This is a genomic window from Telluria sp. B2 (assembly GCF_051789535.1).
Taxonomy (GTDB): domain Bacteria; phylum Pseudomonadota; class Gammaproteobacteria; order Burkholderiales; family Burkholderiaceae_D; genus Telluria.
Map to the genome: position 1 here is coordinate 3,567,829 of NZ_CP196525.1, position 17,460 is coordinate 3,585,288.

At 69.3% G+C, this 17,460-nt stretch carries 16 protein-coding genes and 1 pseudogene; 6 read left to right on the plus strand and 11 right to left on the minus strand.

What is annotated here, in order from left to right:
* Window positions 1-74: 74 nt before the first annotated feature.
* A pseudogene (locus tag ACSUZJ_RS15835) lies at window positions 75-758 on the plus strand (DMT family transporter); the annotation flags it as partial.
* Window positions 759-836: 78 nt separating this feature from the next.
* Window positions 837-1,685, plus strand: coding sequence for a glutathione-dependent disulfide-bond oxidoreductase (gene yghU, locus ACSUZJ_RS15840; protein ID WP_499409744.1), 849 nt, complete (start codon window positions 837-839; stop codon window positions 1,683-1,685).
* A 54-nt stretch (window positions 1,686-1,739) separates the two neighbouring features.
* Here yghU and ACSUZJ_RS15845 read toward each other — a convergent pair whose 3' ends face one another.
* The 7 genes from ACSUZJ_RS15845 to ACSUZJ_RS15875 form a co-directional block, all read right to left on the minus strand.
* Window positions 1,740-4,604, minus strand: coding sequence for a sensor domain-containing diguanylate cyclase (locus tag ACSUZJ_RS15845; protein ID WP_499409746.1), 2,865 nt, complete (start codon window positions 4,602-4,604; stop codon window positions 1,740-1,742).
* Between the two features lie 67 nt (window positions 4,605-4,671).
* Window positions 4,672-5,676, minus strand: a complete 1,005-nt coding sequence (locus ACSUZJ_RS15850) for a DMT family transporter (protein ID WP_499409748.1) — start codon at window positions 5,674-5,676, stop codon at window positions 4,672-4,674.
* A gap of 106 nt (window positions 5,677-5,782) precedes the next feature.
* Entirely contained in the window at window positions 5,783-7,705 is a 1,923-nt protein-coding gene (locus tag ACSUZJ_RS15855; protein ID WP_499409750.1) for a PAS domain-containing hybrid sensor histidine kinase/response regulator, read from the minus strand.
* 86 nt (window positions 7,706-7,791) lie between these two features.
* Window positions 7,792-8,541 carry a helix-turn-helix transcriptional regulator gene (locus ACSUZJ_RS15860; protein WP_499409752.1) on the minus strand — a complete coding sequence of 250 codons (750 nt, stop codon included), beginning with the start codon at window positions 8,539-8,541 and terminating at the stop codon, window positions 7,792-7,794.
* 68 nt (window positions 8,542-8,609) lie between these two features.
* Window positions 8,610-9,236 carry an N-acetyltransferase gene (locus ACSUZJ_RS15865; protein ID WP_499409754.1) on the minus strand — a complete coding sequence of 209 codons (627 nt, stop codon included), beginning with the start codon at window positions 9,234-9,236 and terminating at the stop codon, window positions 8,610-8,612.
* A gap of 24 nt (window positions 9,237-9,260) precedes the next feature.
* Window positions 9,261-10,130 (minus strand): hypothetical protein, encoded by an 870-nt coding sequence (locus tag ACSUZJ_RS15870; protein ID WP_499409756.1) that lies wholly within the window; start codon window positions 10,128-10,130, stop codon window positions 9,261-9,263.
* 7 nt (window positions 10,131-10,137) lie between these two features.
* The gene (locus ACSUZJ_RS15875) at window positions 10,138-10,296 is read right to left on the minus strand and encodes a hypothetical protein (RefSeq protein ID WP_499409758.1); all 159 of its coding nucleotides are present in this window, start codon (window positions 10,294-10,296) and stop codon (window positions 10,138-10,140) included.
* A 198-nt stretch (window positions 10,297-10,494) separates the two neighbouring features.
* On the opposite strand from ACSUZJ_RS15875, the gene ACSUZJ_RS15880 reads away from it, so the two are divergent.
* Window positions 10,495-12,108 carry a sensor histidine kinase gene (locus tag ACSUZJ_RS15880; protein WP_499409760.1) on the plus strand — a complete coding sequence of 538 codons (1,614 nt, stop codon included), beginning with the start codon at window positions 10,495-10,497 and terminating at the stop codon, window positions 12,106-12,108.
* Window positions 12,098-12,721 carry a response regulator transcription factor gene (locus ACSUZJ_RS15885; protein ID WP_499409762.1) on the plus strand — a complete coding sequence of 208 codons (624 nt, stop codon included), beginning with the start codon at window positions 12,098-12,100 and terminating at the stop codon, window positions 12,719-12,721. Before ACSUZJ_RS15880 ends, ACSUZJ_RS15885 begins: the two co-directional genes overlap by 11 nt.
* A 4-nt stretch (window positions 12,722-12,725) precedes the next feature.
* Here the strand turns inward: ACSUZJ_RS15885 and ACSUZJ_RS15890 are convergent, their stop codons facing one another.
* The 3 genes from ACSUZJ_RS15890 to ACSUZJ_RS15900 form a co-directional block, all read right to left on the minus strand.
* A complete protein-coding gene (locus ACSUZJ_RS15890; RefSeq protein WP_499409764.1) occupies window positions 12,726-13,697 on the minus strand; it encodes a universal stress protein in 972 nt (323 codons plus the stop codon).
* An 86-nt stretch (window positions 13,698-13,783) separates the two neighbouring features.
* Window positions 13,784-14,230: a GreA/GreB family elongation factor gene (locus ACSUZJ_RS15895; RefSeq protein WP_499409766.1), complete on the minus strand. Its 447-nt coding sequence runs from the start codon at window positions 14,228-14,230 to the stop codon at window positions 13,784-13,786.
* 410 nt (window positions 14,231-14,640) lie between these two features.
* The gene (locus ACSUZJ_RS15900) at window positions 14,641-15,138 is read right to left on the minus strand and encodes a DUF421 domain-containing protein (RefSeq protein WP_499409768.1); all 498 of its coding nucleotides are present in this window, start codon (window positions 15,136-15,138) and stop codon (window positions 14,641-14,643) included.
* A 147-nt stretch (window positions 15,139-15,285) separates the two neighbouring features.
* Here ACSUZJ_RS15900 and ACSUZJ_RS15905 point away from each other — a divergent pair, with 147 nt between their 5' ends.
* Entirely contained in the window at window positions 15,286-15,534 is a 249-nt protein-coding gene (locus ACSUZJ_RS15905) for a DUF3297 family protein (RefSeq protein WP_499409770.1), read from the plus strand.
* A gap of 206 nt (window positions 15,535-15,740) precedes the next feature.
* On the opposite strand, the gene sugE is transcribed toward ACSUZJ_RS15905, so the two are convergent.
* Window positions 15,741-16,058 (minus strand): quaternary ammonium compound efflux SMR transporter SugE, encoded by a 318-nt coding sequence (gene sugE, locus ACSUZJ_RS15910; RefSeq protein WP_499409772.1) that lies wholly within the window; start codon window positions 16,056-16,058, stop codon window positions 15,741-15,743.
* A gap of 172 nt (window positions 16,059-16,230) precedes the next feature.
* Between sugE and ACSUZJ_RS15915 the strand changes: the two genes are divergently transcribed.
* Entirely contained in the window at window positions 16,231-17,289 is a 1,059-nt protein-coding gene (locus tag ACSUZJ_RS15915; protein WP_499409774.1) for an alkene reductase, read from the plus strand.
* Window positions 17,290-17,460 lie beyond the last annotated feature (171 nt).

Here is a 17,460-nt window from a genome sequence, read left to right on the forward strand (position 1 = left end):
TGTTGGTCGCACAACAAGTCTAGCTCTTCTTCACCGCTTTCTTGTTTTTAGCATTGCTTCCCGCTAATCCGTGAAGAACCTTAAAAAAGGATATCTTGCCGCTGCTTGTCGTTTCCCTCGGCGTGGTCCTTGGCTTTCCGCTCCTGACCGGATTCGCACTCCAGCACATCACGGCTGCCCATTCCATCGTCTTCATCGGACTGTTGCCCCTGGCGACCGCCATCTTCGGTGTCCTGCGCGGCGGCGAGCGTCCCAAGCCGGCATTCTGGGCATTTTCCATCCTTGGCGCAGCAACGGTGGCCGGCTTTGCGCTTTCCACAAGCGACGGCGGCTCCATGCCTGGCAACGCGCTGATGGTGGCCGCGATTCTCCTTTGCGGCCTGGGTTATGCGGAGGGCGCAACACTATCGCGCCGGCTAGGCGGATGGCAGGTCATTTCCTGGGCACTGCTATTGTCGCTGCCGGCGATGGCAATCATTGCCATGTTCACCGCACCCGCCATCTGGACGTCGGTTGGCGTGCCGGCCTGGGCCAGCCTCGCCTACGCGTCGATCTTCAGCATGCTCGTTGGCTTCATCTTCTGGTATCGGGGCCTTGCACTGGGCGGCATTGCCAAAGTCGGCCAATTACAGCTCTTGCAACCATTCTTCGGCCTGATACTGGCAGCGGTATTCCTGCATGAGCCGATCTCGTCGGGCATGATCGCCTCCGCGCTTGTCGTCGTATTGTGCGTTGCCGGAGCCAAGCGCTTTACGTAGAGCCTATCAGCGCCATCCGGCCAGTGCGGCTAGAATCTGGTCAGGCATGCAAGTTAACCCGAATTCAAGGAGAAATCGATGACCGACCAGCAGAAGCACGGAGTGTACGAACCGCCGAAAGTCTGGACCCCGACCGCTTCCGGCGGCAACTTCGCCAACATCAACCGCCCGGTCGCCGGCGCGACCCATGAGCAGGAGCTGCCCGTCGGCAAGCATCCACTGCAACTGTATTCGCTGGCCACGCCGAACGGCGTCAAGGTCACCATCATGCTGGAAGAACTGCTGGCTTTGGGCCACGGCGGCGCCGAGTACGATGCCTGGCTCATCAAGATCAACGAGGGCGCCCAGTTCTCCAGCGGTTTCGTCGCCGCCAACCCGAACTCGAAGATCCCGGCCCTGGTCGACCGCAGCGGCGAGAAACCCCTGCGCGTGTTCGAATCGGGCTCGATCCTGCTGTACCTGGCCGAGAAGTTCGGCGCCTTCTTGCCGCAGAACATCGCGGCGCGCACCGAAACCCTGAACTGGCTGTTCTGGCAGATGGGCTCGGCGCCTTTCGTGGGCGGCGGCTTCGGCCACTTCTACGCCTACGCGCCGGAAAAATACGAGTACCCGATCAACCGCTACGCGATGGAAACCAAGCGCCAGCTCGACGTGCTCGACCGCCAGCTGGCCGAGCACCGCTACGTGGCGGGCGAGGAGTACACCATCGCCGACATGGCGATCTGGCCCTGGTACGGCCAGCTCGTGCTGGGCCATCTCTACAATGCCGGCGAATTCCTCTCGGTGCACGAGTACCAGCACGTGCGCCGCTGGGCCGACGAGATCGCGGCGCGCCCGGCCGTGATCCGCGGGCGCAAGGTCAACCGCGTGTTCGGCAACCCGGAAGACCAGGTGCCGGAACGCCACGACGCGTCCGACCTGGGCTGATCGGCCACACGGTCGAGACCCTGCCCGCCGCCCTCCTCCTGCGGGCGGCGGGCCTCAATCGATCCGCTTCAGGGCAGACCGCCCGCGGCCGGCTTCCTTTGCCAGGTACAGGGCCTGGTCCGCGGCCACGCCCAGTCCTTCCGCGTCGACGCCCGCCGACGCGCTGTAGGCCAGGCCGATGCTGGTCGACACCATCCGCTCGCCCTGCTCGAGGAGCACGGGCCGCTCGAAGGCTTCCAGGATCTTCGCCGCCACGAGTAGCGCTTCCTCGGCCGACTTCACCCCTTCCAGGATCACCGTGAACTCGTCGCCCGCGAGACGGCAGACCGTGTCGGTGGCGCGCACCGCGGCTTTGACGCGCTGCGCGAATTCCTGCAGGACGGCGTCGCCGGCGGCATGGCCCAGGCTATCGTTGACCTGCTTGAAATGGTCGACGTCGAGATACATCAGGGCAATCGCTGTGCCGTTGCGGCGGGCGCGGCGCAGCGCCTCCTCGAGCCGCTCGCCATAGTTGCGCCGGTTCGGCAGGCCGGTCAGCAGGTCGATGCGGGCCAGCCGGTTAAGCTCTTCCTCGTGGCGCTTGGCCGTCGACACGTCGGCGCTCAGGACATAGACGCCGCGGCAGGCTCCGTCCTGGACGTCGGGGATGGCGGTGACCTCGACGGTCCTGAAGCCATCCGGGCCCGGCATGCGCGTCTCGAACTTCACCGGCTCGCCCGCCAGGCTGCGGCGCAGGAAGGGCGCGTCGCGCGCGTACGGTTCCTCGCCCAGCGCTTCCTTCACGGTCCTGCCGACAATGTCCGCCACCGGCACGCCGTACCACTTTTCATGGGTGGCGTTCACGAACCGGTAGCGCTCCTCATGGTCGATGTAGGCGATCAGCACCGGCAGGTTGTCGGTAATCGTGCGCAGCGTGCGTTCGCTCGCCTCCAGGCGGCGCGCCGATTCGCGCAGTTCCGTCACGTCCTTCAGAGCGATCACCGCGCCGATCTTCGTGCCATCGGTTGCATGCAGGGCGCGCCCGCTGGCGAACACCGTGCGCGGCGCGCGCTGCAGGCGCTTGACGACGACCTCGGCGTTCTCGACCAGCTCTCCCGCCAGCGCCCGGTGGAGGGGTGTCTTCCCGGGGGCGATCGGCGTCTTGCCGTCGGCCGCGAACAGCCGGTAATGACCGTCGCGCTCGTCGAGCGAGGCGGCGTCAGGCGGCAGGCCGTTGATCTCGCGCGCCGCGCGGTTGAACAGGGTCACCCTGCCCTCGCGCGAGCAGACCACCACGCCGACGTCGATGGAATCGAGCACCGCGTCCAGCAGTTCGCGCTCGCGCGCCAGTTCGTCCTCGATGCGCTTGCGCTCCGAGATATCCTGCATGAAGGTGCCGAAGAAATGGGTCGTGCCGTCGTTCACCAGGCCGATCGTCATCTCGACCGGGAACTCCTCGCCGTTGCGGCGCTGGGCGACCAGTTGCAGGCGCCTGCCGACCACGCCGGTGCTGCCGGCGATCGAGAAGCGCTCGATGCCGCGGTCATGCGCCTCGCGGTAGCGCGGCGGGATGATCATGCTCGACACGCTGCGGCCCAGGGCCTCGTCGCGGCGCCAGCCGAAGATCTGCTCGGCGCGCGGATTCCAGTCGATGATGCACCCGGCCGCATCCACGCCCACGAAAGCGTCCAGGGCAGTGTCGAGGATCGCCCGGATGCGCCGCTTGCCGGCGCTGCTGGCCGCAACCGCCGCCTCCAGCGCCATCGTGCGTTCCTGCACCCGCCTCTCGAGCGTCGCGTTCAGCTCGCGCAAGCCCTGCTCGTTGGCGCGCAGCTTGGCTAGCAGGGCGTCCAGGGCGCTTTGCAGGATCTGCACTTCGGCCAGCCGGCTGCGCACCGGCGCGATCTCGTGGACGCGGCCCTCGCGCAGGCTGTCGGCCTGGTCGGTGATGGTGCGCAGCGGGCGGGTCACGGTGCGCGCCAGCGCCCAGACCGCCAGGGCGGCCAGCAGGGACGTGGCGAGGCCACCCCACAGGATCTTCGCCTTCAGGGCCTCGACCGGGCGGTAGGCGTCCTCGAGCGGCTGGCGCACCACGACCACCCAGCCCATCCCTGGATACGTCCGGTGGCCGCGGCTCGGGCTGTAGCCGACCAGGTAGCGCCGGCCGTCCGGCCAGGTTTCGATCGCCGAGCCGCTGGCGCCCTGCCGGGCCCGCAGCACGCTTTCCTGGTCCAGCACCTTGCCGGCATAGGCCGGCGGCCCCAGCAGCACCGAGCCGCCGCGGCTCAGGATCAGCGTATCGACGGCCTTGCGCTCGGCCAGCGGGCGCAGCACCGAGCGCTCGATATCGGCGGCCCATTCCCAGCTCAGGTGAGCGGCGAGCACGCCCTCGATCTCGCCGCTCTTGCCGCGGTAGGGAAAGGCGATATCGAACAAGCGCAGCGGCTCCCGGCGCGGATTCGGCAAGAGCTGGGCCAGCAGCACCGCCTCATGGACATCGTGCAGGTGCTGGCCCTTGCCGGCGGCGGCAAACCAGGGCCGGCGCGAGACGTCGACGTTTTCCAGCAGACCCCGGCTGGCCACCTGGACCTTGCCGGCCTTGTCGGTCAGGCCGATCCAGGCGTAGTAGGGATAGGTCGCCTGCATGCTGTCGAACAGGGCGCGCTTGACCGCCAGGGGCACTGCGCGGTCCGTGATCTCGTGGCGCTCGGCCATCAGCTTCACTTCGCGGTAGCGCTCGAACATCCCCTGGTCGAGCTTGTCGGTGGTCTGGAACGCCAGCTCGGCCAGGCTGCGGCCGATGTCGGCTTCCGCCTGCCTGGCCGAGGTATGGCCGACCAGTTGCAGCGTCACGAAGGTGAGCAGCAGCATGGCGGTGGCCATGGCGATGGCCAGCGAGGGCGCCAGCGCGATACGTCGGAAGCGAAGCTGTAAGGACATGGACTGGGAAGGTGGCGAACATTTCAACCCAGAATCGTAACATGTGGTTCACTCAGGTCAATTCCGGCTAGTCGTCGGCAGCCGCTTTCGTCATCGCATGTGTTTCCAGGCCCTGGCCTGGCGCACGCGGCGCGGCGGCGCCGGCCTCGCCCGCCTGCGTGTTCCGGTGTACCGAGGCGCAGGACACCACCCCGGCGCTCAGCAGGACCAGGGCCGCACCCTCGGCCAGGGTCGGCCAGCGCCCCGCCCACAGGAAGCCGTAGAGCGCGGCGAAGATGGTCTCGAAGACGATCATCTGCCCCATCAGGCTCAGGGGCAGCGCGCGGCTGGCGTAGTTCCACAGGCCGTTGCCGATGACCGAGCAGAAGACCGCGACGGCGCCGACCACGCCGGCGAAGCGCAGCCAGTCGGCATCAGCATGCACCTGGCCGGCGAACAGGAAGGCCGGGACCGCCAGCAGCAGGGCCTGGCCGCCGGTCACCACCCCGACCAGGAGGCTCCACTCGTGGGCCGACACCGTGTCGAGCCGCGCCAGTATCCGGCTGTTCGCGACCGCATACACGGTCCAGGAAGCCAGCGCGCCGAGCGCGCAGGCCAGGCCCATGAGCGAGCCCTGGCCTGCGCCGGCCCCGGCCAGCGACTCCCAGCTGATGCAGAGCAGCCCGGCCAGGCCGAGCAGCAGCGAAGGCAGCAGCCGCCGCAACGCCACCGCCTGCCTGTCGCGGCTGCCGACCAGGGTGACCGCCAGCGGCAGCAGGCCGATCACCAGCGAAGCCATCGCCACCCCGCCGGCCTGCACGGCGGTGGCAAGGAACAGGTAATAGACGATGTTCCCGCACAGGCTGAGCCAGAAGAGCGCGCGCCACTCGGTGCGCGTCAGCTGACGCGCCAGGCGCCGCCACGAAGGGGCGATCAGGACGGCCGCCACCAGGCCGTAGACGATGTAGCGGCCGGCCGAGAGCTGCAGCGAGCCGAAGCCTGCCGCCAGTTCCGGCGCCACGAAGACCAGGCCCCAGAGGGCGCCGGCCAGCACGCCCGCGCCGATGCCGAGCCAGGTTTGTTTCACGAGCATGTTCAGTCTCCAGAAAACACGGAGTCTGAACCCACCGCGCCGGGAAATCTTGTCGGAAGCTCCGCCGCTTTTGGCGTATCTTCCGGTTGCGGGGCTGGAACCGGATTCAGCCCGCGCCCGCGCGCGCCAGGATGCTCTCCAGCCTGGCCGTGTCGATGGGCTTGACCAGGTAGTGGTCGAATCCCGCGGCCAGGGCGGCCTGCTGGTCGCTCTCCTGTCCGTAACCGGTGATCGCGACCAGCAGGCTGGCGGCGGTCTCCGGCCGGGCGCGCAACTGCTGCGCCAGCTCCTTGCCGTCCATCTCGGGCAGCCCGATGTCGAGCAGGCAGACCTGGGGCGGGTCAAGGCGCGCCCGCTCGAGCGCGCCCTGCGAGCGATGCTCGACCGCCACCTCGTGGCCGGCCGTCTCCAGCAGCACGGCCAGGGTCGTGGCGGCATCGACGTTGTCGTCCACCACCATGATGCGCAGCGGCGCGGCGGCTTCCCTGGCCTCGTCCGCGGACATGTCCGGCCGCGTGGCGCCGCCTACATCGGCCAGGCGCGGCAGGCAGACGGTGAAGCGGCTGCCCTTGCCGGGACCGGGGCTGTCGCAGGACACGGTCCCGCCATGCAGTTCGACCAGGCTCTTCACCAGCGCCAGGCCCAGCCCGAGGCCGCCGGACGAACGGTCCGGGGTGCGCTCGGCCTGGGTGAACAGGTCGAAGGCGCGCGCCGCCATCTCGGGCGCCATGCCGATGCCGTTGTCGACGACCGCGATGCGCACGTGGCCGCCGTCGAGCCGGGCCGTCAGGGCGATCTTGCCGCCGTCGCGGGTGTACTTGGCGGCATTGTTCAGGATATTGGTGACGACCTGCACCAGCCGCTTCTTGTCGCCGAGCACCAGCGGTGCCCCAGGCGGCAGGCTGCAGCCGAGCTCATGGTGCCGGGCGCGCATCAGCGGCATGACCTGCTCCACCGCATCCCTGAGAATGGCGTTGACGTCGGCCGGCGCCTTGTCCAGCGTGACCAGGCCGTTGGTGACGCGCGAGACGTCGAGCAGGTCGTCGATCAGGTGGGTCATGTGCAGGACCTGGCGGCCGATGATCTCGCTGGTCCGGCGCACCCCCGCCTCGTCCAGCCTGCCTTGCTGCAGCAATTGCGCGGCCACCCCGACCGGCGCCAGCGGGTTGCGCAGCTCGTGGGCCAGCATCGCCAGGAACTCGTCCTTGTGGCGGTCGGCCTGCCTGAGCTTTTCCTCGGCCTCGCGGCGCTCGGTGATGTCGCTGGCGGCGCCGATCCATTCGTAGATCGCGCCGTCGGCGTCGAACATCGGCACCGCGCGCGAGAGCGTCCAGCCGACGCTGCCGTCGAGGCGGCGCACCCGGTGCTCGAGCTCGAAGATCTTGCGTTCGCGGATCGCCTCCTCGACAGCGGCATGCACCAGCGCGTGGTCTTCCGGCGGAATGTATTCGTCGAGCCAGAACTCGTGCGAGTCGGCGCTGTTCTTGAGGAAGCCGCGGCCTTCCAGTTCGCGGAGCCGGGTCCAGTCCGGATTCATGCGGTAGACGACGTCGGAGGAAGCCAGGGTCAGGGCGCGGAAACGCTTCTCGTTCTCGCGCAGGGCATTTTCCGCGCGGATCTGTTCGGTCACGTCGCGGTTGGTGTGCGATATGCAGACGATGCGGCCATCGGCATCGAAGATCGGGCTGCTGTACGAGCTCCAGAAACGTTCCTCGAAAACGACCTGGCCATCGGGCAACGTGACGGGGATGGGATAGCGCTGCACCGGCAGGTTGTCCGGCTGGCCCGTCTCCATCACGCGCGCGAACGAGCTGCGCAGCTCCGCCTCGCTGGTGTCCTCCGGGTCGTGCGGGTTGCCGGGGAAGGCTTCGAACAGGCTGACGCCGACCAGTTCCTCGCGGGTCCGGGACGATGCCCGCAGAAAGGTATCGTTGACGGCGAGAATGATCGCCTCGGGCGTAGGCGAGAGCAGATAGTTACCGACGGGAGAACTGTTGAAAGCCGATTCGAATAAAGCTGGGGAAAGCATCTGGTCTACTCGCCGGACTCGGCGCTTCTGAAAATCGGGAACGCCAGTGTAGGAGCAGTCTTGTCTCGAAGGCAAGCGGGTTCGTGTCAGGGCCCGGCATTTTCCCGGCTCCGGCGCCGATACGCCGCGGGCGTCGTGTCCATGTGCCGGCGCATGGCGCGGGTCAGCGCGCTCTGGTCGGCAAACCCGGCCCGCAGCGCCACCTCGGCGATGGCCTGCCCGCTGCCCGCCAGTTGCCGGCAGGCGAGCTCGATACGCTTTTGCAGCAGCCAGGCATGGGGACTGGTGTCCAGTTCTTCACGGAACAGTTCGTGCAGGCGGCTGGCGCTCAGGCCGGCGCAGCGCGCCATCGCCTCCAGGCTCCAGGCCAGCCCGGGCTCGGCTTCGATCCTGGCCAGCAGCGCGGCCAGGCGCGAACGCGGCTGGGGAACGTCCAGCGCCAGGGTATCGAGCAGCAGCGGCATCCAGCCGGCGAGTACGGCGGGCGCCGCCTGTCGCGCCGCCATGATGCCCATGTATTCGACCAGCTTGCGCGCGGCCGCGCCGATCGGGGTGAAGGGGCGCTCGCGCAGGCGCTCGAAGGCATCGTGGGTCATCGCCGCGCGCCCGATGTCGACGATCAGGGAGCGGTTGGCGACCGCGCTGTACTGCGAGTGCCAGGCGCCCGGCACGACCAGGGCGCCGTGCAGGGGATCGAGCCGCCCTTCCCTGCCGTCGATCGCAAGCCGCACCTCGCCGTCCAGGGGCAATACCAGCTGGGCGAAATCGTGGCGGTCCGCCGTCGGCTGCGCCGGATAGCTGCGGATCGCCAGGTCGACGGATGGGCTCTCGATCATGGACAATGGCGTGCGGGGATGCGGTACGAAGCCCGAGTCTAGCACGCCCGCCCGCACGCCGCGGCGGCTCAGTCGTCCAGGCGCATGCCGCTGCAAGAGGCCAGGCGCGCCAGGTCCCAGCCCGATCCGAGCAGGACCATGCGCGTGAACAGGTCTTCGCGCAGGCGCGCATCGACCTCCCCGCCCAGGCAGCGCAGGCGCCGGTCGCGCACGCCGACGTAGACCAGCCGATAGCGCGCCGCCAGCCGGCCCCAGAGGGCGTGGGCGCCGCTCGACTGGCGCGCGCCGCTGATCAGGCAGCGTCCGCCGTCGAGCCACCAGCGGTAGACCGTGGTGGCGATGCCGCGGCGCTGGTAGCGGACCCGGTATTTCGAGTGCGGCGCGCGCAGGCAGGCGCCGGCGCCGCGACCCGCTTCCGGCACCCGGCTGAACACCGTGTAGCCGGCCAGGCGGCCGCTGATGGCATCCTCGACGTACACGTAATGCTCGCCGCCGGCTTCGCGGTGCCGGAACACGAAACCGGGCAGCACGATGGGCAGCAGCGGCAGGCCATGCAGGGCGTCGCCGCGGCAAGCCATGCGCCGCTGCAGTTCGTCGAGCTCGCGCTCGAGCTCATCGGCGGGCCGCTCGACGTCGATGCGCAGCTCAACCGGCCCGCCGCACCAGGGCGGGAAGGAAAAAACCAGCCTGTACACAGGGAACTCCGGTGGCGTCCCGCCTCAACGGCCGGGACCACCCCACCAGCCGCTCAGCAGTCTCGTCGGGCGCAGGCAGGCATGCACGCGCGCACTGGACTCCCAGGCATCGCAATGCACCTGCAGTCCCGCATACACGCCGTAGCCGGCGCCGGCGGCGATCTCTTCGCCCGCCTGCAGGCTTTCCCCGGCCTTGATCGCGCCGCGCGCAAGGATGGCCTTGCCGGCCTTGATGCCCCAGTTCGCCTGCAGGTGGCTGGCGCAGTCGATGCCGGCGCCGGCCTCGATGCCCTGCCCGGCGCAGATGCGCCCGTGGGCGGCAATGGCGCCGCCGGCGCGCAGGCCCTTGCCGCAGTCGAGCGCGGCGCCGGCCGTGATGTCGCGTCCAGCAATGCAGTTCGCGCCCGTCGTCAGTTCGCGTCCGCTGACGATGTCCCAGTCGGCGCGCAGTTCGCCGCCGACCCGGATGCTGCCGGCCGCCTCGATGCCCCAGCGCACATGCAGGTTGCCGCCGGTTTCGATGCTGCCCTCGCTGACCACCATGCCTTCGCAGCGCAGGTCGGCGCCACAGGCAATCGCCGTGCCGGCGCGGATGCTGCCGTCGCAGCGGATGCCGCCGCCGGTGCGCAGCACCGTGCCGACGGTGATGCTGCCGTGTACGACGAGGGTGCCGGCGAACACGATGGCGTCGGCCTCGAGGGCGTCGACCGACAGCACGGCGTCGGTGGGGCCGAATTGCGCCAGCAGCCAGCAGGCGTCGTCGACGCGGCCGTCGGCCACCAGGGCGTCGAGCAGGGGCTGGTAGTCGGCGCCCTCGTCGTGGTGGCGCAGGAACCAGCGGAAGCCCTCGGCGCAGGGACGCTTGGCCTTCACGAACTGTCTGGTGATGTCCATGGCCGTGCTAGCCCACCAGGCCGGCCAGCGCGCTGCCGGCCGCCATCGCCACGCCCAGCGCCGCCATCAGCGCGCTGTCGCGCCGGTTCGCGTCCCTGTGCTCGCGCCATGCGGTCCAGAACAGGCAGGCGCCGATGATCGCCAACGCCAACACGAGCTCCTTCATTCCCTTTTCCTCCTTCCGGCGAACCGCCAACTGATCAGCAGCGAGTATCGGCGATCGCCCCCGGCTTGCCTATTCGCCCGCGCCCCTACGGGTTTCCCTTACACCCGTCGCCGCAAGCCGGCGCCAGGTGCCGGGACGCGGGGAATTTCGTATACTCCGGCCTTTGTCCTCCCGCCCGGACGCCCGACCGGCCCCACCATGAACAACCTGCGTGCTGTACGCGCGGCAGGGAACGGCCTTGCCTTCCTTGCCGCCTACGTTGCCTTCGACATCCTCAGCGGCCCCGAAGCCCGGCTGCAGGTGATCGCCCCGGTCTGGCACCCGGCCGCCGGCCTGGCCCTGTACGCCCTGCTGCGTTACGGCCGGCATGCCCTGCTGCCGCTGTTCGCCGCCGCGCTGGTGGCGGCCGCGATCACGCCGGCCCTGCCGGCGCGGCCCGGCTTCTCGCTGCTGGTCGGGCTCCTGCCCCTGCCGGTGTACGCGGCGGCCGGATGGCTGACGCGCCGCCTGCTGCCGGGCAGCGCCTTCTTCGCCAGCCACCGCGGTCTGCTGTCCTGGGCCGGCATCGTCACCCTGGCCAGCATCGCCGGCGCGGTGCTGTACGCGGGCATGCTGCTGGGATCCGCGGCCTTTGCCGGCCCGGCCTGGATCGAGGCGGTGACCCGCTATGCCGTGGCCGAGACCGCGGGCATGCTGGTGATCGTGCCGGCCGCCTGGTGCCTGCTCGACCCCGCGCTGCGCGCCGAGGCCCTGCAGCGCGTGCGCACGCCGGAAACCCTGGCCTACGCCGCCCTGATCGCGCTGGTGCTGTCGATCGCGCTGCAGGGGCCGGCGCTCGAGTCCTTTGCCTACCACCTCCTGATCCTGCCGCTGGCCTGGGCCGCGGCGCGCCAGGGCATGGCCGGCGCGATCGCGGCCGCGATCGTGCTCGAAGCCGGCGTCACCGTGGCCGCCCTGCGCCCGCTGGCCTATGCCGCCCACATGCCCGACGTGCAGATGCTGGTGCTGACCCTGACGCTGTCGGGCTTCCTGATCGGCATCGCGGTGGACGTGGCGCGCCGCGCCAGCGACGAACTGCGCCAGTCGCTGCGCCTGGCGGCGGCCGGGGAGATGGCGGCGGCGCTGGCCCACGAGCTGAACCAGCCGCTCACCGCCCTCTCGGCCTACGGCAGCGCCTGCCAGCGGCTGGCGGAGCGCGGCGGTGGCCCGCTGCCCGACCCGCTGCTGCAGAAGACGATCGCCGCGATGGTGGCTGAATCGCAGCGCGCATCGAACGTGCTCAAGCGGCTGCGCGAATTCTTCCGCACCGGCAGTGTGCGCCTGGAGCCGCTGTCGCTGCCGGCGCTGGTCCAGGCCGGCGTCGATTCCCTCGCCGTCCAGGCGCGCGAGGCCGGCATCAAGGTCGAGGTCGGCACCCTGCCCGCGGCCAGCCTGCTGGGCGACGGCGTGCAGCTCGAGATCGTGCTGCGCAACCTGCTGGCCAACGCGATCCAGGCGCTGGCGGAGCTGCCCGAGGGCTTGGCGCGGCGCGTCACGGTCGACGCCGGCCTCGAGCGCGGCAAGGTCTGGATCAGGATCGCCGACAATGGTCCCGGCATCGCCCCGTCGATCCGGGCGCGCCTGTTCGAGCCCTTCGTGTCGCTCAAGTCGAGCGGACTGGGACTGGGCCTGGCGATCAGCCGCGCCATCGTCGAGGCCCACGGCGGCAGCCTGGCCGCCGCGCCGGGGCGGCACGCGGTGCTGACCATCGTGCTGCCGGCGCAACTGCCGGACGAGAAAGAGGAGGAGAATGAGAAGCGCCATGAATCCTGAAAATACCGTCTTCATCGTCGACGACGATGCCGCCGTGCGCGACGCCCTCGGCCTGCTGCTGAGCCTGCACGGCTACCGCACCGCCTTCTTCGCCGACGCCGCCGCCTTCCTCGGCGCCTGGCAGGCCGGCATGCGCGGCTGCGTGCTGATCGACATCCGCATGCCGGGCATGGACGGCCTGAGCCTGCAGAAGGCCCTGGCCGAGCGGGGTTCCCGGCTGCCGGTCCTGATCATCACCGGCCACGGCGATGTCGATTCGGCGCGCGAAGCCTTCCGCGCCCAGGCCGTCGACTTCCTGGAAAAGCCGCTGCAGGAAGCGGCGCTGGTGGCCGCGATCGAGGAGGCGTTCGCGCGCCAGGCCAGCAGCGGCGGCAACAGCGCGGCGCGCGCCGACTACCTGCGGCGCGAGGCCAGCCTGACGCCGCGCGAACGCGAAGTGATGCTGCAGGTGGTGGCCGGACGCCACAACCGCGAGCTGGCGCAGGCGCTGGGAATCAGCGTGCGCACGGTCGAAGTGCACAAGGCGCGCATGATGGACAAGCTCGGCGCCCCGACCGTCGCCGACCTGGTGCGCCAGCACCTGCAGCACGGCGCCGGGCTTCCCGGCGCCTGACGCCTCAGGCCGGGCTGGCCTCGGCCAGGCCGGCGCCGCCGCCATGGGCGACGCCGTGGGCGAGCTGCGTGCCGGCCGGGCCGATCAGGACGTCGCAGTCGGCATCGCGGCTGAGACGGCGTGGCGCCTCGCCCAGGGCGTCGCGCCCGCGCCGCCCCTGCCCCTGGCGTCCGAGCACGACCAGGTCGGCGCCGATGCGCCGCGCGCAGGAGCGGATCACCGGCACCGGAAAGCCGGAATGCACGGCGCGCGCCCGCGGCTGGCGCATCGGCTTGAGCGCGTCGATCCAGTTTGACAAGCGCTCGCGCGCCGCCTCGCAGCCACGCACCAGGTAGGCGTCGACGACGCCGGCGGGCACCTCGAATTCGCGCATCAGGCCTTCGTCGGGCAGGCGGTAGGCGTGCAGGAAGGTGAAGTGGGCGCTGGGCGCGAGCGCCAGCGCCATGCGCGCCGCGTTCAGGGCGTCCTGCGAAAAGTCGACCGCCACCAGCACCCGCTGGTAGACCTCGCGCGGCTCCTGGTGCACCACCAGCACCGCGTTGCGGCTGCGCCGGACGATCTCGTCGCTGTCGGACGACGCCAGCAGCTTGAGGAAGGCGTTGCGCCGGTGCGGCGCCAGGATCGTCAGGTCGGCCGCCATCTCCTGGGCGCGCCCGACCACGATCGCCGCCGCCGGCCGCGCCTGTTCGTTCCAGAGCACGTCGACCGCATCCGGATGGTCAGGCAGCGCGAAGGGACGGCGCTGCCCGGCCACCCAGGCGCGCAGTACGCCGCAGCCGACTTCGAGATGGCTGAAGCTGGTAAGGGGCGTACCCATTCCCCGTTTGCCCTGCCTGACAGCGATCATGTCGAACTTGCCCACGTCGAGCTGGGCGCTGAGCAGGGCCGCGCGCAGTTCGGCGTTGCGCGACTGCGCGCTCTGGGTCGTGGCCAGCAGGATTTTCTTGATGTCGTGCATGCGGTTCTCCTTTGCCATGGACGACGCCGCGCCACAGGGCGCGCCGTCGTGTTGGAAACGGGGTCCGTGGTGCGCGCCGCGTCCGGGCGGCGGCGCCCGGATCGCTAGAAGCAGTAGGCCGACTGCGCGGCCGGCGCCCGGCGTGGCGGCCAGTCCGCCCGTACCGGAGGCGTGATGGCGAGGATCTCGAACGCGTCCCCGCCGCCCGCCGGGTCCCCGATGGCGACCACGCTGCCGCAGGCGCGCCCGAGCACGGCCAGCGCCAGCGGCGTGAGCAGCGACACCTGGGCCAGGGCCAGGTTCGCGTCCTGGGGACAGGCGATGAAGACGCCCTCGCGCTCACCGCTGCCGAGCTTGCGGCAGCTGACGTGGGAATACAGGGCGGCGTACTGCGCCGTCCTGTCGGATTCGGGCAGCAGGATGGCCGTGGCCAGGATGTCGGCGAGATGCGCGCCGGCGCATGCGCGCTCGCCGCCGGCGCCCAGCCAGGCGGCGGCAAGCCGGCTCAGCACGGCGGCATCGTGTTGTTGCAGATAGCGTGGTTCGGTCATGGAAATGGCCTTTCGCAGCCGGCGCGAATGCGCGGCCGCAGAACGAAATGGAAAGTCGGCCAGCCGGGGGCTGGCAGCTCAGGCAAGTCGTGGGCAGGCTCGGGAGGCCGGGGCCGCGTGGGCGCCCGGCGCTCGCCGAGCTTACGAGAGGCCGGCGATATCTCGCGTGGAAAGGTGCACGAGGCGGGCGTACAGGACGCCGCATTCGCGCGAAGCGAGGCAGGTGGCAAGACGCGGGCAACTGCACGCCACGCGGCGCCCGGCCCGGCGTGGGCAGGCGTGTTCGGCGGGGCGGCGGATGCGGTCAGTGTTCACGTCGGTGCACGGTGATGGTGTTCAAAACCCGGTCGAGTATAGCGCAGCTGGTTTTTTCGTCAACTCCACGGCCAAGGCAGGGTGCGGTGCGGCGCTCAGCCTTCCTTGAACCTGACGACCGTGAGCGCGCCTTCTCCCTCGATGTAGGCGGCCTTGACCTCCTCGACCGACGCGATGCTCTGCTGGCGCAGCGAACTCATGAGCTCTTCCTCGGTCAGGAATTCGCGCCGCATGTTCCGCCTGAGCATGCGCCCATCGCGGATCACCTGGATCGGCGGCGAGGACACCAGCTTCTCGATGAAGCGGAAGCGGTAGCTGGCGGCATTGATGATGAAGTTCCAGCCCATCAGGACGAGGACCAGCACCAGGCCTTCAAAAATGGAGGTGTATTCGCCGAAGGCGTTCGACGCCGCTTCCGCGATCAGGAGCAGGAAGATCAGGTCCATCGTGGCCAGCTCGCCGCCGGTGCGGCGCGGCATGAAGCGCATCAGCACCAGGATGGTGAAGTAGAGGATCGTGCCGCGCACGACCAGTTCGAGGACCGGGGTCTCGACCACGAACAGGTCGGACCATGCGTCGGGAAGCCAGTTCATTGTCACCTCTTCGCTGCGAAATGCCGTGGACATGGGCGGGCCGCAAGCGCAGCCCGGCAGCCGCACTGTACCCGTCCCGGCCTTTCCATGACGCGCAGGCGTGCGCGCCGTTGTACGCGGCGCGGTTCTGGTGGATAATTCGCACCCATGAACGATACCGCTACCCTCCCCCCGCTCCCAGACCGGCTCTCGATCGACCCGAGCAGCCCTTTCCATAACCGCGACGTCTTCCAGCATGAAATCGGCATCCGCTTCAACGACAAGGATCGCCACGATGTCGAGGAATACTGCATCAGCGAAGGCTGGATCAAGGTCGCCGCCGGCAAGGTGCTCGACCGCAAGGGCAAGCCCATGCTGATCAAGCTGAAGGGCAAGGTCGAGGCGTTTTACCGCTGATCGATCGCGACAGTTTTCCCATCACGCAGACGCAGGCGCCTCATTAAGGCGCCTTTTTTGTAGGGTTGGCACCTGTGCCCACGCGGTGCGGAACTGTCGCGTATCCGCACGGATCCTCTTCAGCGAAGATACAAACAGGCGTTTTGGTACGCTTCAGCACCATACAGCGTGGACACAGGTGTCCACCCTACGACCTCGCCTCCGAGTCAGGGCGTCAGCAGCTTCAGCCCGGCAATCCCTAGCGCGATCAGGCCGATCGACGCAATCCGCAGCGCGCCTGCCGGTTCGCCCAGGATCACCATCCCGAACACGGCCGTGCCGATGGTGCCGATGCCGGTCCAGACCGCATACGCCGTCCCCAGCGGCAGATGGCGCACGGCCAGGCCCAGCATGCCCACGCTGCCTGCCATCGTGGCCAGGGTAAAGGCCGAAGGCCACAGCCGCGTGAAGCCTTCCGTGTACTTCAGGCCTACCGCCCAGGCCACTTCAAGCAGGCCCGCCACCACCAGGTAAATCCAGCTCATCGCTTCCCTTTCGCGGACCAGGCCGCCTGTCAAGAACGGCCCGCAGTATACCGTGTGCCGCTCGCGTGCCCTGCGCCGCCCGTCCCGCCGCTTCCGCAAAATCAAGCGGCCTCGGCAGGAATCTGGCGCTTCCCTTAAGATGGCCGCCAGCTAATTTCTTGAAGGAGCATGCATGACCACCCTGTTCGACCCGATCAAGATCGGCGCCTTCGAGCTGCCGAACCGCATCATCATGGCGCCGCTGACCCGCGCCCGCGCCGTCGGCCCCGGCCGCGTGCCGAACGCCCTCATGGCCGAGTACTATGCCCAGCGCGCCAGCGCCGGCCTGATCCTGTCCGAAGCGACCTCCGTGACGCCGATGGGCGTCGGCTATGCCGATACCCCGGGCATCTGGTCCGAGGAACAGGTCGAAGGCTGGAAGCAGGTGACGCAGGCCGTGCACGAGGCGGGCGGACGCATCGTCCTGCAGCTCTGGCACGTCGGCCGCATCTCCGACCCGGTGTTCCTCGACGGCGCCGCTCCGGTCGCCCCGAGCGCGATCAAGCCGGCCGGCACCGTCAGCCTGCTGCGTCCGAAGCGCGAATACACCACCCCGCGCGCGCTGGAAACGGCTGAAATCGCCGGCATCGTCGCCGCCTACCGCAAGGGCGCCGAGAACGCGAAGAAGGCCGGCTTCGACGGTGTCGAGGTGCATGGCGCCAATGGCTACCTGCTCGACCAGTTCCTGCAGGACAGCACCAACCAGCGTACGGATGCATACGGCGGCCCGGTCGAGAACCGTGCGCGCCTGATGCTGGAAGTAACCGATGCCTGCATCGACGTCTGGGGCGCCGACCGGGTCGGCATGCACCTGGCCCCGCGCCGCGATTCGCACGACATGGGCGATTCCACGCCTCTTGAAACGTTCGGCTACGTCGCCCGCGAGCTGGGCAAGCGCGGCATCGCCTTCATCTTCGCGCGCGAGGCCGTGGGCGAAGACAGCCTGGGTCCGCTCCTGAAGAAGGAGTTCGGCGGCCCCTTCATCGCCAACGAGAAGATGTCGGTGGAAACGGCCGGGCAGCTTCTCAGCACCGGCAAGGCCGACGCCATCGCCTTCGGCCTGTGGTTCATCGCCAACCCGGACCTGCCCCAGCGTCTCAAGCTGGGCGCCGAGCTCAATCCGCTGCGCTCCGAGGTGATCTACGGCCAGACCGGCGAGGGCTATACGGACTACCCGGCGCTGTCGGCATAAGCGTCCACGGGCGGCCGCGCGCCGCCCTGCCTGCCCCTCCTCCGTTTCAAAGCGCGCCCGTCAATACGGGCGCCGCGTGCATACGCAACTCCTGCGCAACGCCCGTTGCACTCATGATATTCTTGCGCGATTCGCATGATGCGCCCTCGCTGGCGCGTGCTTACAAGGACC